Genomic DNA, 13,750 nt, shown 5'->3' on the forward strand with positions numbered 1-13,750 from the left:
AGCCACCATGTCGATCCTGAGAAGCCGTCCCGTTCTGCGTTGGCTGGTCCCGGTGGCCGCCGGCGTCGCCGTCATCGGTGGAGGCGCCGTGGTCGGCACGTTCGCCGCCGAGGCGGAGCCGAGCCTGCCGCCGCGTACCGCCGCCCAGCTTCTGGTGGACCTGCAGACCTCGCAGTTGGAGGGGTTGTCCGGGACCGTCGTGCAGCGCGCCGACCTCGGCCTGCCGCCGCTCGTCGGGCTGATCCCCGGCAACGACCTGACGACCCTGCTGACCGGTACGCACACCCTGCGGGTCTGGTATTCGGGCCCGGACCGGCAGCGCGTCGCCCTGGTGGACACGCTCGGCCAGCAGGACGTGATCCGCAACGGGCGGGACGTGTGGACCTGGGAAAGCCGCAGCAACACCGCCCGCCACCGCACCCTGGGCGAGGCGAAGGACGCCGGAAAGGCGACGCCCGAGGCTGAACCGAGCCTGCCCGCCACTCCGCAGGAGGCCGCCGACCTGGCGTTGGGCGCCATCGATCCGAGCACCCAGGTCAGCGTCGGCCGCTCGGCCACCGTCGCCGGTCGGGACGCCTACGAGCTGGTGCTCCAGCCGCGTGACCGCGACTCGCTCGTGCACCAGCTACGGATCGCCATCGACGCGAAGCAGCACGTGCCGCTGCGCTTCGAGGTGCTCGCCAAGGGCAGCGACCAGCCGGCGTTCGAGATGGCCTTCACCCAGGTCGACTACCGCCGCCCCGACGCCGACCAGTTCGCCTTCAACCCGCCCCCGGGCGTGACCGTCACCGAGGAGACCGCCGAGCGCCCGACCGGGGACAGGCCGGCGCACGCCGCGCCGGATCGGAACCCGCAGGTGCGTACGGTCGGCGAGGGGTGGACCACCGTCCTGGTCGCCCGCCTCGGCGCGGCCCCGGGTCAGAAGCCCTCCGGCGACGCACCGGACGCGAACGTCTCGAAGCTGCTCGGTGGGCTGCCGGCGGTCAGCGGCGAGTGGGGCACCGGGCGACTGCTCACCGGCAAGCTGTTCAGTGTGCTGCTCACCGACGACGGGCGGGTACTCGCGGGAGCCGTCACCCCGGAGCGGCTCTACCAGGTGGCCCGCGACTGACGTCCCCGATACGCGTACGCCGGGTCGACCAGATGGTCGGCCCGGCGTTCTGTGTGACTCGTATCGGCCCGGTCGGCTTGGTGACAGCGGGCCGACCGCGCTATCTTCGACAATTCGAGGGCAGTAAAAAGAACGGCTTAAAAGCCGTTCCTGCATTGCATTCTAATCTTTAGGGAGACGGCTTGTCAAGGCACTCCGGCGGTACCGGTGAATTGCCGCTCGACGACGAGATCGGCCGCGAGCAGGAGTACGTCTCGATGCTCTACGGCCGGCTGGACGGGTTGCGTGAGCAGGCCACCCGCCGGCTCACCGCCGAGCTGCGCAACACCGGCGGCACCCTCCAGGACCGCTCCCAGCGCGACAGCTCCGTGGCGATGTACGCCGACCAGGTCGAGCAGTTCTCCGCCGTGGAGAATGGCCTCTGCTTCGGGCGGCTCGACGGCGACGACGACTCCCGCCGCTACATCGGTCGGATCGGGATCTTCGACACCAGCGGCGACTACGACCCGCTGCTGATGGACTGGCGGGCCCCGGCCGCGCGGCCGTTCTACCTCGCGACCGCCGCCAACCCGCAGGGCGTACGCCGTCGCCGGCACCTGCGCACCCGCCAGCGCAAGGTGACCGGGCTCAACGACGAGGTCCTCGACATCGACAGCGCCTCCCCCGGCGGGCACGAGGAGCTGACCGGTGAGGCGTCCCTGCTCGCCGCCCTGAACGCCGGTCGGACCGGCCGGATGCGCGACATCGTGGAGACGATCCAGGCCGAACAGGACAGCATCATCCGCGCCGACCTGCCCGGCGTGATGGTCGTCCAGGGTGGCCCCGGCACCGGCAAGACCGCCGTCGCGCTGCACCGGGCGGCGTACCTGCTCTACACACACCGGCGGGAGCTGTCCAGCCGCGGTGTGCTGCTGGTCGGCCCGAACGCGACGTTCCTGCGCTACATCTCCCAGGTGCTGCCCACGTTGGCCGAGACGGGCGTGCTGCTGCGTACCCAGGGGGATCTGTTTCCCGGGGTGAGCGCCCGGCGCGCCGAGCCGGCCCAGACCGCGGCGCTCAAGGGCCGTGCGGTGCTCGCCGAGGTGCTGGCCCTGGCCGTGCGGGACCGGCAGTGGGTGCCGGACGAGCCACTGGAGATCGAGATCGAGCGCGAGGTGCTGACCCTCGACCCGGAGACCGTGCGCGCCGCGCGGGACCGGGTACGCCGCACCGAGCGTCCGCACAACCTGGCGCGGGCGCTGTTCGACGTGGAGATCGTGCACGCGCTCGCCGATCAGGTGGCCGAGCGGATCGGCGCCGACCCGCTCGGTGGGGACAACCTGCTCGACGAGGCCGACCGCGCCGAGATCCGCCGGGAGTTGCGCGAGGAGACGGAGGTCCAGGCCGTACTCGACCGGTTGTGGCCGGTGCTCACCCCGCAGCGCCTGCTCGCCGACCTGTACGCGGACCCCGACCGGATCGTCGCCGCCGCGCCGATGCTCACCGACGACGAGCGGGCACGGCTGCACCGCGAGCCGGGCGGTTGGACACCCGCCGACGTGCCGCTGCTGGACGAGGCCGCCGAACTGCTCGGCGAGGACGAGCGGGCCGCCGCCGCCCGGCGCGAGCGCATCCGCGTGATGGAGCGGGAGTACGCCGAGGGCGTGCTGGAGATCGCCCGCGGTTCCCGCTCGATCGACGTGGAGGACGAGGCCGAGGGCGGTGAGATCCTCGGCGTGACCGACCTCATCGACGCGGACCGGCTGCTGGAACGGCAGGAGGAGGCCGACCGCCTGACCACCGCGCAGCGCGCCGCCGCCGACCGCACGTGGGCGTTCGGCCACGTGATCGTGGACGAGGCGCAGGAGTTGTCGCCGATGGCATGGCGGCTGCTGATGCGCCGCTGCCCGAGCCGGTCGATGACGATCGTCGGAGACGTGGCGCAGACCGGCGCGCTCGCCGGGACGCCCTCCTGGGCCGATGCGCTCGCCCCGTACGTGGCACAGCGCTGGCGGCTGACCGAGCTGACGGTCAGCTACCGCACGCCGGCCGAGATCATGGCGGTCGCCGCCGACGTGCTCACCGAGATCGACCCCCAGTTGCGGCCGCCCCGTTCGGTGCGGGAGAGCGGCGTACCCCCGTGGGACCGCGCGGTGCCCGACGAGCAGCTACCCGCGGAGTTGGTGGCGGCGGTGACCCGCGAGGCCGCCGGGCTCGCCGAGGGCCGGCTCGGTGTCATCGTGCCGGCCGGCCGGGTGGACGCGCTCGGTGCGGCGCTGACCGCCGCGCTGCCCGAGGCCACGGTGGGCGAGCACCCGGAGCTGGAGAGCAGGGTGGTCGTGCTGACCGTCGCCCAGGCCAAGGGGTTGGAGTTCGACTCGGTGCTGGTGGTCGACCCGGACCGGATGGTGGCCGAGTCGCCGCGTGGGCGCAGTGACCTGTACGTCGCGCTCACCCGGGCCACGCAGCGTCTGGGCATCCTGCGCCCCTGCCGCTGACCGACCACCCCGTCGCCCCCGCTGACCGGCTGGTCGGCGGGGGCGCGGGTGGGACTCACCGTCGGTCGGTAGAACGGTCCCGGATGGACTTGCCCGGGCCGGTCGCCGAGGTGGACTGGTCGCTGGTGCCGCCACCCGTCGGGGTGCTCATGCCGCCCGTGGTGGCGTCACCGGTGGTCGTCGGGGCCACCTTGCCGGGATGCCGCTCCGGCTGGCGGGCCACCCGGCGTACGCTCGCCGGCCCGGCGGTGCCACCGGTCGTGGTCACCGCGCCCTGCCCGCCGACCGGGCCGCCGTCGTGCAACACCCGCGGGTCGATCCGCTCGTGTGCGGGGTCGAGCGGGTCGTCGCGTTGGAGTTGGGTCTCCACGTCGGTGCGGGGCACTGTCACCTCGTCGAGGGCGCCCTCGCCGTACACGCCGCCGGCGATCCGGTTCTCGGCCTGGCGGGCGGCCTCCTGCCGCATGTCGTCCTCACGCACGTCCATCACCTCGCAGAAGCTGTGGAACTGACTGCGTGCCCGACCGTCGGTGGACCAAACCCGTAGGCTCGCGCGACGACCCCGAATCGGACATCCGCCGCGTTCACCCCAAGGGGGTGAGGCAGCATCTTCGGGGATGCTGCTGGCTCGCGGCGGGTTGAGACAGCAGCATCCCTGGAACTGCGCAGATCATGGCCCTTCGCCCTTGGCGGCGCGCGTGGCCCGGTCGTCGTCGATTCTTTTTCGGGCCGGGGAGTGTTACCTGGTCGGCGGCCTCGGGTAGTCGGTGGGCGTCCCCGCCGTGCAAGCGAACCGTGCCGTGGCCGAAACGCGGTACCGGGGCGAGGGAAGGCAGGTACGACTCATCGCATCCTGAGGAGGACCAGATGAGCACGCAGGCTGCTTCCACCAGGCCGATGAACCGGCCCATGAACGACCCGCAGAACCCCGCCATGATGCGGGACACGCAGCAGATGCCGGTCATGCACGACGGGCGTCGGAACGACATGCAGGCTCCCGGTACGGAGACCAAGCAGGCGTTCAAGACCACCGAGTTCTGGATCTACCTGATCGCGGTGGCCGCCGTACTGGGCGCGTCGCAGGTCGTCGGTCGGAACTCCGCCGGAGTGGACATCTTCCGGGCCGACAACGCCTGGTTCCTGATCACCCTGCTGACGCTGGGCTACCTCGGTAGCCGCGGCCTGGCCAAGGCCGGCAGCAACTGGCGCAGCAGCGAGGAGCGCAAGGCCCGGCACTGACCGGGTGACAGCACAGCGCGCGGTGGCCTCCGGGATGATCTCCCGGAGGCCACCGTCGTCTGTGGAACGCGCTACTCGTCGCCGCCGAAGTCGCCGAAGTCGCCCTCGAACGCGTCCTCGATCACCTCGCCGGCGATCATGCCACCGGCGACGCCGAGCGCCGCGCCGGCGACCATCCCGCCCACGCCCATACCGCCCCGGCCGTGACCGTGACTCGGGCCGTAGCCGTGACCATGGCCGTACTGCGAGCGCAGACTGCCGTAGCGGGACGTGGTCTCGCGCAGCCACCCGTCGACGACCTGCGCCCAGTCCACCCGGTCGACGTCGGCGTGCGACACCTGGTAGCGGCCGAACGCGTCGTGACCGGCGCTGAGGAAGCCACCCCGCTTGTCACACTCCAGGATCACCTCGACGCCACGCTGGCTGGTCACGAAGGTCACCTCGACCTCGTTGATCGTGCCCGCGTACTGCGGCGAGGCGAAGAACTCGATCTCCTGGTAGAACGGCAGCGTCTGCTGCACGCCCCGGATGTGGCCACGCTCCAGGTCGGCGTGCTTGAAGCGGAAACCGAGCCGCTGGAACGCCTCCAGAATCCGCTCGTGCACCGGCAGCGGGTGCACGGCCACGTGGTCCAGGTCGGTCTTGTCGACCGCGCGGGCCACCGACAGCTCGGTCCGCAGGCCCATCGTCATGCCGTGCAGGCGCTGGCCGTACACGTCCGTGATCGGGGTCTCCCACGGCACCGGGAGCTGGAACGGGATCGACAGCTCCTGCTTCGGCGCGAGCTGGAACGCCCCGCTCACGGCCATCCGGTGGAACTCCATGGTGCCCGCGTACTCCGTGTCGTGGCCCTCGACCTCGACCCGGGTGACCAGGCCGATCACCACCTGCTCGATGGCTGCGGGGTTGTCACCGCCGACGAGGTTGACCTGCCCGTCGAGGGTCAGGCCGGGCCGGGTGTTGGGGTTGGTCAGCACGGTGTCCACGCTGGGACCACCCACACCGAACGCGCTCAACATCTTCTTGAAGACCATCGGAACTCCTGTGCGACAGCCGACCGCTCCACCATGGAGTCGGACGTTGACTCACCGCGCACCCTATCCAGACCCCCTGTGAGGTGGCTGTGAGCGCGCCGGCCCCCGCCTGGCCCGCTTGATCGACTCGACATCGCCGATGTGGCGGTATCCGCCGCCCGCGACACCCCCACATCGGCGATCTCGTGTCGAGACGCGGGTCATCCCGGGGTCAGGTCCGCGATCGCCAGGTCGGCTGCGCGCTCGGGCTCGTCGCCGGCCCGGCGGAGCAGCCCGTCGACCCACCAGTAGGCCGAACGGTCGGCACTGTCGGTGAGTTCGAGATGAAGGTCGAGGTCGCACCGTTCGCCGAAGACGCTGACCTGCCAGTCGGGCCGCCGCCGATGTACGGCGAGCAGTAACCGCCAGGCCAGGTCGTTCCGCCGCTCACGTCGCAGCGGATCGCACTCGCGCAGAGCCTCGGCGACGTGGTCCTCGTCGGGGTCGAAGCCGTCCAACAGCGGCAGCAGTGACGGGTCACCGAGGTAGGCGGCGGCCTTGATGGTGAAGGTGTGGACCTCGTCCTGGGCGAGCAGCTCACGTACCAGTGGGAGCGCTCGTGCGTCCCGCCGCCGGGCCAGGCCTCGGGTGCCTTCCGCGCGTACCTCCGGGTCGACGTCGCGGGTGCGGTCCCACAGCGCCTGCCGGACGGCGTTCCCGTCCGCGGTGCTCACCCAGCCGAGCCCGAAGGTGGCCCACTCCCGCACTCTCGCGTCGGGGTCGGTACACAGGTCGACCAGCACCGCCTCGCCCGCTTCGACCGGCGGGTCGTCGAGCACCGCCGGCACCGCGACGGCGACCTGGAACCGCACGTCGCTGTCGGGGCTGTCCGCGAGGGTGACCAGGGTCGGCAGCGCGCGGGGGTCGCAGGTCGCACCCAACGCGCTGGCGATCGACCAGTGCACCTCCGGATCTACTTCGGTGGCGGCCAGCGAGATCAGGGCCGTCGCGGCGTCCGCGCGCAGGTCGTCCCCGTGCACGGCGCTCGCGGAGCCGAGCAGGTCGCATGCCGCCGCGCGTACCACGCGGTCCGGATCGACGAGTCGGTCGACGGCCAGCCGGACGGCCAGGGCGCCTTCGCCCGCCGCCTGCCGGAGCAGCTCCGACCCGTCGTCGGAGTCGCCATTCTCGACGGTGCGCCGCAGCCGCCGCACCGCCCGGTCGAACAGGTCCGCCACCTCGTGCGCCTCCACGACCGGCATGGTGCCCGCCGGCCAATGGGTGACGCCACCGACTTTTGATCAACTCGACATCACCGATATGGGGGTATCAGCTCGACGGGACACCCCGACATCGGCGATGTCGAGTCGATCACGGCTCGGTGCGCGCGAACGCGCCGTCCTTGACCCCGTTGACGAACGCCGTCCAGCCGCTGACGCCGTAGACGAGGGTCGCGGACGCCCGGTCCTTGCTGTCGCGCACCGCCACCCGACCAGACCCGTCGAGAACAGGCCCCGCCTCGACGCAACTCCCGCCGTTGCTGTTGCTTCGGGTGCTGATGTGCCAGGCAACGGCCGGCAAGGACTCGTTCATGGCAGTTCCTCCGTGATCCTCGCGATCAGCTCGGCCGCCTCGCGCCGATCGAGCGCGACATCCTGGAGGCGATGGTACGCAAGCGCGTAGCGTTTCGACTTCGGAGATTCCATGAATCGACGCCCGCCGAGCGTCTCCGCATAGGCCACCTCGGGATACGGCTTGGGCATCCGGAAGAGGACGAACGAACCATCAAGCCCGGCGTGCAGGCCGACTCGCGTTGGCAGCACGCGAACATCGATGTTCTGCCGTCGCGTCAGCTCGGCGAGGTGTCGTAGTTGGCCACGCATGACGGCGGGGCTTCCGACCGGCCGTCGCAGGACACTTTCGTCGATGACCGCTGCCACACGGACGACAGGATCCCTTGTGAGCACACGTTGACGGTCGATCCGCAATTGCAACCACTTGCTGATCGAGAAGTCCGTCGCCTGCTCCCCCTCGGCGTTACGGATCACGGCATCCGCGTAGGCAGCCGTCTGCATGAGCCCCGGCATGAGGAACGCATCCCACGAACAGATGTGCTCGGCTCTGGTCTCCAGCCAGGGAAAATCGATGAAGGAGGCGTCCACCAACTCGTCGTAGTCGTCGTCCCACCGATCGGTCCGCCAGGCATCTTCGGCGAGTTGGAGAAAGCGGTTCCGCTCCCGCCCGTCGTGCTCGCCGTAGAGGTCGAGTAGCGATTCGACGACTCCCCGGCGAAACGGCCACTCGGCACGCTCCCACCGGGCGATGGACGAGAAGTCCCGTTCCAGGAACTCAGCCGCCTGCTTGAGGGTGATGCCGCGCTGCTCCCGCAACTGTCGCATCTGCTGGCCGAGCCACTGGGCACGCAATGTCTGGACGAACGATTCACGCCTGGCGGGCATGGGTCCCCTCTCTTGACGTCCCTCATGACGAACTTCATTGGTGTCGTTGCACCAATACCGAGGCCACTGGAAACGTGGCCTGCGGGTGAGGGTGATCGCCGGCCCCCGGGGAAGCCCGGTGCAAACACGGCAACCGCGGCTGTGCCAACAGCCGAGAAGGTGACGAGAGGCGGCCTCGCGAGTGGCAGTCGCATACCGGCTCTCGTCGGGTCTCAACTAGAGCGTCGGGATGACCGAATCCCGGCTCCGAACCGACTTGCACGAATACCTACCACGAAAAAGGACGCGTCCGCGACCCCGACGCGTCCACGGGCCCGACGACAGGGAGGTGACCGATGACCAGAGGCACGCTCTACGACGGCGGCCGGCTGCATCCACGGCACGTGCGCGACCACCAGTTCGCCACCGTGGGCTTCGGCCGGCGGGGCCTCGACCCCCGGGAGGTGCGGCGGTTCCTGCACCGGATCGCGCTCGACCTGACCACGCTGCACCACGATCTGGCGCTGCTCAGCGAGGAGAACGCGCGGGTCAAGCGTGCGCTGCGGGCCCGGCAGGGTGCCTGGCCCGAGAGGCGGCAGTGGTGATCCCACCGGACCGCATCTTCGTACCGCTGCCCCGGGCCGCCGTGCTGGCCTTCACCGAGCCGACCGACTCGGCCGAACCGCCACCCCGGCACGTGATCCACCTGCCGGTGACGGTTCCCGACCTGGCCGGGACACTGGATCTGGCCCGCACACTCGCCCGATCGCTGGCCTCGATGCCAGAGGTCGACGTCGCCGGCATCAGCGTGTCGGCCGAGGACGCGCAGCACGTACGACAGTGGGTTTTCTGTGACCGGATCATGCCGGACCGCCGGCGGTGCGCGCGGCAGGCGGACCACGGCGGCGCCTGCCTGCCCGTTGACGACCCCTGGCCGCCGCCCGCCAGCCGGTGAACGGGTGATCCACTCGTGTTCCTGAAAATCGGGGTGTGCCGCCGAAGAGAACACCCCGACTTACAGGAATCCGGGTCGATCACGTCACGGGTCGACGACGACCAGTTCGCCTACCTGTTCGCCGATCGTGGTGCGGGCCTCGGCGGGTAGGCCGACGTCCGTGATCAGGACGTCGGCGGCCTCCAACGGGGCGATGGTGGCGATGCCGATCGTCTCCCACTTGGTGTGGTCGGCGAGCACCACCAGCCGGCGGGCGGCCCCGATGAGGCAGCGGTTGACACCGGCCTCCAGGAGGTTCGGCGTGGTGAAGCCCGTTCGCGGGCTCAGGCCGTGCACACCCAGGAAGAGCAGGTCGACGTTGAGCGCGCTGATCGCCGCCTCGGCCACCGGGCCGGTCAGCGCGTCGGACGGGGTGCGGATGCCGCCGGTGAGGACGACAGTCTGGTCGGCACGCGGGTTCTGGTACAGCGCGTCGGCCACCGGGATCGAGTTGGTCACCACGGTCAGGCCGTGCACGTCGGACAGCAGGGTGGCCAGCGCGGCGGTGGTCGTGCCGGCGGACAGGGCGATGGCCATCCCCGGCTCCACCATCGTCGCCGCCCGTTCGGCGATGGCCCGCTTCTCCGCCTGCTGGCGGATCGACTTCGCGGCGAAGCCGGGTTCGTCGGCCGAGCCGGGCCCGGCCAGCGTCGCCCCACCGTGGACCTTGTCCACCAGGCCGCGCTCGGCCAGCACCTCCAGGTCGCGCCGAATCGTCATGTCGGACACGCCGAACCGGCTGACCAGGTGGCTCACCCGGACCCCGCCGCGCTGGCGGATCAGGTCGAGGATGGCGCTCTGCCGCTGCTGGGCCAGCATCTGGGGAACCTCCTTCGCACCGTGGCCGTCGACCACACTACGACCGGTCCTCGCGGACCACGGCCACCTCGCCGGCCGGCACGGTCAGCTCACCCGTACTTTGCGTCCCGGTCAACAACTCCGTGCCACGCACGGCGACGCGTACCTCGGTGTCGGTGTGGTTGATCGCGAACAGCCAGCTTCGCTCGCCGTCGCGGCGTCGTACCACCTCCACCCCGGTCGGCGCCTGCGCCGCCGGGCGGACGCCGGCCTCGTCGAGCAGTCGGGCGACCAGCCGGTCGGTGGCCGGCTCGTCCAGCCGGGTGCCGACGTACCAGGCGGCGCCCGCGCCGACCGGCCGTCGCGTCAGCGCCGGCACACGCGGCAAGGGCCCGTCGGTGTACGACGCCAGCACCTCGGCGTCGTCGGGGTGCAGCCACTCGGTCCACACGTCGGCGGTGCTGCCGTCGTCGAGTTCGACCCGCTCGCCCTCGCGCAGGGGGAAGAACTCCTCGGTGCGTACGCCGAGCAGGTCCCGGAACGCTCCCGGATAGCCGCCGAGGCGGATGTGGTCGTTCTCGTCGACGATGCCGCTGAAGTAGGTGATCGCCGCCGTGCCACCGGCCTCCACGAACCGGTGCAGCGCCTCGACGTCGCTGTCGCGGACGAGGTACAGGGTCGGTACGAGGACCAGCCGGTAGCCGCTGAGGTCGGCCGACGGATGGACGATGTCGGTGGTCACGCCGGCCCGCCACAGCGCCGCGTAGAGAGCGTTGAGCCGGTCGGCGTACGTGACGTCGACGCTCGGGTGGGAGTCCAGCTCGACCGCCCACCAGGCCTCCCAGTCGAAAAGGATCGCCACGTCGGCGTCGACCCGACTGCCGCGTACCTCGGCAAGGGCCTTGAGGTCCGCGCCGAGCTGGCAGACCTCGCGGAACACCTTGGTGTCCGGACCGGCGTGCGGCACCAGCGCGGAGTGGAACTTCTCGGCGCCGGCCCGGGAGGCGCGCCACTGGAAGAACAGCACGCCGTCGGCGCCCCGGGCGACGTCGGCCAGGCTGTTGCGGCGGAGCTGGCCGGGGAGCTTCGCCACGTTGCGTGGCTGCCAGTTGACCGCGCTCGTCGAGTGCTCCATCAGCAGCCAGGGCTCGCCGCCGGCGACGCCGCGGGTCTGGTCGGCGGCGAGCGCCAGCCCGAGGTGGGCCTGCGGGTCGGCGGCGGTCAGGTAGTGGTCGTTGGAGACGAGGTCCACGTCGTCGGCCCAGGAGTGGTAGTCCAGATGCTTCACGTCCATACCGATCATGAAGTTGGTGGTGATCGGCTGGCGGACCAGTTCCGTGAGCGCCGCACGCTCGGCGCGGAGTTGGGCGCGCTGCTCGTCGGAGGAGAAGCGCAGGAAGTCGAGCTGCTGCGTGGGGTTGGCGAACGTCGGCGCGGTACGCGGCGGGTTGATCTCGGCCCAGTCGCCGTAGCGCTGGCTCCAGAACGAGGTGCCCCAGGCGTCGTTGAGCCGGTCCAGGTCGCCGTAGCGCTCGCGCAGCCACCCCCGGAACGCCTCGGCGCTGACGTCGCAGTAGCAATGCACGTTGTGGCAGCCCAGCTCGTTGGAGACGTGCCACATGACGACGGCGGGGTGTTCGGCGTACCGGCCGGCGATCGCGCGTACCAACTCCAGGGACCGTTCGCGGAACACCGGGGAGCTGGGGCAGTACGCCTGCCGTCCACCGGGCCAGAGAATCGCGCCGTCGGCCCGGCGGGGCAGCGTCTCGGGGTGCGCGCGGGCCAGCCACGGCGGCGGACTGGCGGTGGCGGTGGCCAGGTCGACCTGGATGCCCCCGTCGTGCAGGAGGTCGAGCACCCGGTCCAGCCAGCCGAACTCGAACCGACCCGGCTGGGGTTCCAGCAGCGCCCAGGAGAAGATGCCGACGGAGACCAGGTTGACCCCGGCCCGTCGCATCAGCTCGACGTCCTCCGACCAGGTCTGCTCGGGCCACTGCTCGGGGTTGTAGTCGCCACCGAAGTAAATGCCGTCACCCTGCCATCGCCGCATGACAGGTGAGGGTGCACCGGCCACTCACCGAAGTCAACAGATTCCAACATCGACTTGCTTTCCAACGTTTACCTCGTAACGGGCGTATCACGACTGGGTTATCAGAGGCGAACAGACCTCTTGACAGCGGCCTATGGAGGGGTAGCTTGAGGCCCCAACTGGCCGATCGTGTTCGCCAATGTGGATTCTCGGTGGATCACGATGCGTATTCATCAGGCCGGACCGCTCCTCACCACACCTGACGGCCCTAGGGCGTAGCACCTCTTCATCCGCAGGAGGCACAGATGTCCCGTCCCCGATCGCAAGCCGAATATCTGGCTCGGCTCGTACCGCCCTCCGTCGCCGGCATCAACCGACGGTCGCTGCTGGCCGGTGCGGCCGGCACGGGCGCGCTGCTCAGCACCGGTCTGCTCGCCGGCTGCGGCGACGACTCCGACTCCGGTGGGTCCAGTAAGGACGTCACGCTCGGATCGAACCAGTCCGACCCGAAGCCCAAGGATGTCCTCGCCAAGGTCACCGACGGGTTCAAGACCTCGTCCGGCGTGCAGGTCGCGACCAACACGGTCGACCACAACACGTTCCAGGAGAACATCAACAACTACCTACAGGGCAAGCCGGACGACGTCTTCACCTGGTTCGCCGGCTACCGGATGCGCTTCTTCGCGCAGAAGGGCCTGGCCAGCGACATCAGCGACGTGTGGGGCAAGCTCTCCGGCTACTCGGACGCCTTCAAGAAGGCGTCCACCGGCGACGACGGCAAGCAGTACTTCGTCCCGGCGACGTACTACCCGTGGGCGGTCTTCTACCGCAAGTCGGTGTGGCAGCAGCACGGCTACCAGGTGCCCACCACCCTGGACCAGTTCACCGCGCTCGGCGCGCAGATGAAGAAGGACGGCCTCACCCCGATCGCGTTCGCCGACAAGGACGGCTGGCCGGCGATGGGCACCTTCGACATCCTCAACCTGCGCATCAACGGCTACCAGTTCCACGTCGACCTGATGGCCGGCAAGGAGGCCTGGACCTCCGACAAGGTCAAGAAGGTCTTCGACACCTGGGCCGGCCTGCTCCCCCTGCACCAGCCGGACAGCCTCGGCCGCACCTGGCAGGAAGCCGCGCAGTCGTTGCAGCAGAAGAAGAGCGGCATGTACCTGCTCGGCCTCTTCGTCGGTCAGCAGTTCAGCAACGACGAGCAGGACGACCTCGACTTCTTCACCTTCCCCGAGATCGACCCGGCCATCGGCGCGAAGGCCCTGGACGCCCCGATCGACGGCTACATGATGGCCCGCAAGCCCAAGAACGAGGACAACGCCCGCAAGCTGCTGGAGTACTTCGGTGGCAAGGCCGCCGCGGACATCAACCTCAAGAACGACCCGGCCGTCCTCGTCGCCAACAGTGGCGCGGACGTCGGCGGCTACACGGCCCTGCAGAAGAAGGCCGCCGAGTTGGTCGGGTCGGCCACCGAGATCGCGCAGTTCCTCGACCGGGACACCCGACCGGACTTCGCGTCCACGGTGATGATCCCGGCGATCCAGCAGTTCATCAAGAACCCCAAGGACATCGACGGTCTGACGACGTCCATCGAGAACCAGAAGAAGTCGATCTTCACTGACTGACGGCGGAAGGGGGAGGA

The 13,750-nt window shown here is 70.1% G+C and carries 13 protein-coding genes; 6 read left to right on the plus strand and 7 right to left on the minus strand.

All coding sequences use genetic code 11. From position 1 onward, the window contains the following. Window positions 1-7: 7 nt before the first annotated feature. Window positions 8-1,111, plus strand: a complete 1,104-nt coding sequence (locus tag ABZV06_RS19450; RefSeq protein ID WP_355233751.1) for a sigma-E factor regulatory protein RseB domain-containing protein — start codon at window positions 8-10, stop codon at window positions 1,109-1,111. 257 nt (window positions 1,112-1,368) lie between these two features. Then, entirely contained in the window at window positions 1,369-3,588 is a 2,220-nt protein-coding gene (locus tag ABZV06_RS19455; RefSeq protein WP_355623129.1) for an AAA family ATPase, read from the plus strand. A 55-nt stretch (window positions 3,589-3,643) separates the two neighbouring features. Here ABZV06_RS19455 and ABZV06_RS19460 read toward each other — a convergent pair whose 3' ends face one another. Next, window positions 3,644-4,069 (minus strand): hypothetical protein, encoded by a 426-nt coding sequence (locus ABZV06_RS19460; protein WP_355233753.1) that lies wholly within the window; start codon window positions 4,067-4,069, stop codon window positions 3,644-3,646. A gap of 386 nt (window positions 4,070-4,455) precedes the next feature. On the opposite strand from ABZV06_RS19460, the gene ABZV06_RS19465 reads away from it, so the two are divergent. After that, window positions 4,456-4,827, plus strand: coding sequence for a hypothetical protein (locus tag ABZV06_RS19465; RefSeq protein WP_355233755.1), 372 nt, complete (start codon window positions 4,456-4,458; stop codon window positions 4,825-4,827). A 71-nt stretch (window positions 4,828-4,898) separates the two neighbouring features. Here ABZV06_RS19465 and ABZV06_RS19470 read toward each other — a convergent pair whose 3' ends face one another. The 4 genes from ABZV06_RS19470 to ABZV06_RS19485 all read right to left on the minus strand — a co-directional run bounded on the left by ABZV06_RS19470 (window position 4,899) and on the right by ABZV06_RS19485 (window position 8,299). Then, a complete protein-coding gene (locus ABZV06_RS19470; protein ID WP_355233757.1) occupies window positions 4,899-5,861 on the minus strand; it encodes a sporulation protein in 963 nt (320 codons plus the stop codon). Window positions 5,862-6,061: 200 nt separating this feature from the next. Further along, window positions 6,062-7,093, minus strand: coding sequence for a HEAT repeat domain-containing protein (locus ABZV06_RS19475; RefSeq protein WP_355623037.1), 1,032 nt, complete (start codon window positions 7,091-7,093; stop codon window positions 6,062-6,064). A gap of 118 nt (window positions 7,094-7,211) precedes the next feature. Beyond that, window positions 7,212-7,433 carry a DUF397 domain-containing protein gene (locus ABZV06_RS19480; RefSeq protein ID WP_355233761.1) on the minus strand — a complete coding sequence of 74 codons (222 nt, stop codon included), beginning with the start codon at window positions 7,431-7,433 and terminating at the stop codon, window positions 7,212-7,214. Further along, on the minus strand, window positions 7,430-8,299 hold the full coding sequence (locus ABZV06_RS19485; RefSeq protein ID WP_355623040.1) for a helix-turn-helix transcriptional regulator: 870 nt from the start codon (window positions 8,297-8,299) through the stop codon (window positions 7,430-7,432). The genes ABZV06_RS19480 and ABZV06_RS19485 overlap by 4 nt, the downstream gene beginning before the upstream one ends. A 335-nt stretch (window positions 8,300-8,634) precedes the next feature. Between ABZV06_RS19485 and ABZV06_RS19490 the strand changes: the two genes are divergently transcribed. Next, window positions 8,635-8,883 (plus strand): DivIVA domain-containing protein, encoded by a 249-nt coding sequence (locus ABZV06_RS19490; protein ID WP_355623043.1) that lies wholly within the window; start codon window positions 8,635-8,637, stop codon window positions 8,881-8,883. Between the two features lie 92 nt (window positions 8,884-8,975). Then, window positions 8,976-9,233: a hypothetical protein gene (locus ABZV06_RS19495; RefSeq protein ID WP_355234776.1), complete on the plus strand. Its 258-nt coding sequence runs from the start codon at window positions 8,976-8,978 to the stop codon at window positions 9,231-9,233. 84 nt (window positions 9,234-9,317) lie between these two features. On the opposite strand, the gene ABZV06_RS19500 is transcribed toward ABZV06_RS19495, so the two are convergent. Next, window positions 9,318-10,091 carry a DeoR/GlpR family DNA-binding transcription regulator gene (locus ABZV06_RS19500; protein WP_355233767.1) on the minus strand — a complete coding sequence of 258 codons (774 nt, stop codon included), beginning with the start codon at window positions 10,089-10,091 and terminating at the stop codon, window positions 9,318-9,320. Between the two features lie 37 nt (window positions 10,092-10,128). Continuing rightward, window positions 10,129-12,120, minus strand: a complete 1,992-nt coding sequence (locus ABZV06_RS19505; protein WP_355623046.1) for a beta-galactosidase — start codon at window positions 12,118-12,120, stop codon at window positions 10,129-10,131. A gap of 284 nt (window positions 12,121-12,404) precedes the next feature. Between ABZV06_RS19505 and ABZV06_RS19510 the strand changes: the two genes are divergently transcribed. Continuing rightward, the gene (locus tag ABZV06_RS19510) at window positions 12,405-13,733 is read left to right on the plus strand and encodes an ABC transporter substrate-binding protein (RefSeq protein ID WP_355233771.1); all 1,329 of its coding nucleotides are present in this window, start codon (window positions 12,405-12,407) and stop codon (window positions 13,731-13,733) included. Window positions 13,734-13,750 lie beyond the last annotated feature (17 nt).

The organism is Micromonospora sp. NPDC005172 (genome assembly GCF_040608555.1).
Classification (GTDB): Bacteria; Actinomycetota; Actinomycetes; order Mycobacteriales; family Micromonosporaceae; genus Micromonospora.

What these genes read in the sequence shown, in the direction of transcription:
- ABZV06_RS19450 (WP_355233751.1), top strand. Translation starts at nt 8, where the DNA reads ATGTCGATCCTGAGAAGCCGTCCCGTTCTGCGTTGGCTGGTCCCGGTG.
- ABZV06_RS19455 (WP_355623129.1), top strand. Translation starts at nt 1,369, where the DNA reads ATGCTCTACGGCCGGCTGGACGGGTTGCGTGAGCAGGCCACCCGCCGG.
- ABZV06_RS19465 (WP_355233755.1), top strand. Translation starts at nt 4,456, where the DNA reads ATGAGCACGCAGGCTGCTTCCACCAGGCCGATGAACCGGCCCATGAAC.
- ABZV06_RS19470 (WP_355233757.1), bottom strand. Translation starts at nt 5,861, where the DNA reads ATGGTCTTCAAGAAGATGTTGAGCGCGTTCGGTGTGGGTGGTCCCAGC.
- ABZV06_RS19480 (WP_355233761.1), bottom strand. Translation starts at nt 7,433, where the DNA reads ATGAACGAGTCCTTGCCGGCCGTTGCCTGGCACATCAGCACCCGAAGC.
- ABZV06_RS19485 (WP_355623040.1), bottom strand. Translation starts at nt 8,299, where the DNA reads ATGCCCGCCAGGCGTGAATCGTTCGTCCAGACATTGCGTGCCCAGTGG.
- ABZV06_RS19490 (WP_355623043.1), top strand. Translation starts at nt 8,635, where the DNA reads ATGACCAGAGGCACGCTCTACGACGGCGGCCGGCTGCATCCACGGCAC.
- ABZV06_RS19500 (WP_355233767.1), bottom strand. Translation starts at nt 10,091, where the DNA reads ATGCTGGCCCAGCAGCGGCAGAGCGCCATCCTCGACCTGATCCGCCAG.
- ABZV06_RS19505 (WP_355623046.1), bottom strand. Translation starts at nt 12,120, where the DNA reads ATGCGGCGATGGCAGGGTGACGGCATTTACTTCGGTGGCGACTACAAC.
- ABZV06_RS19510 (WP_355233771.1), top strand. Translation starts at nt 12,405, where the DNA reads ATGTCCCGTCCCCGATCGCAAGCCGAATATCTGGCTCGGCTCGTACCG.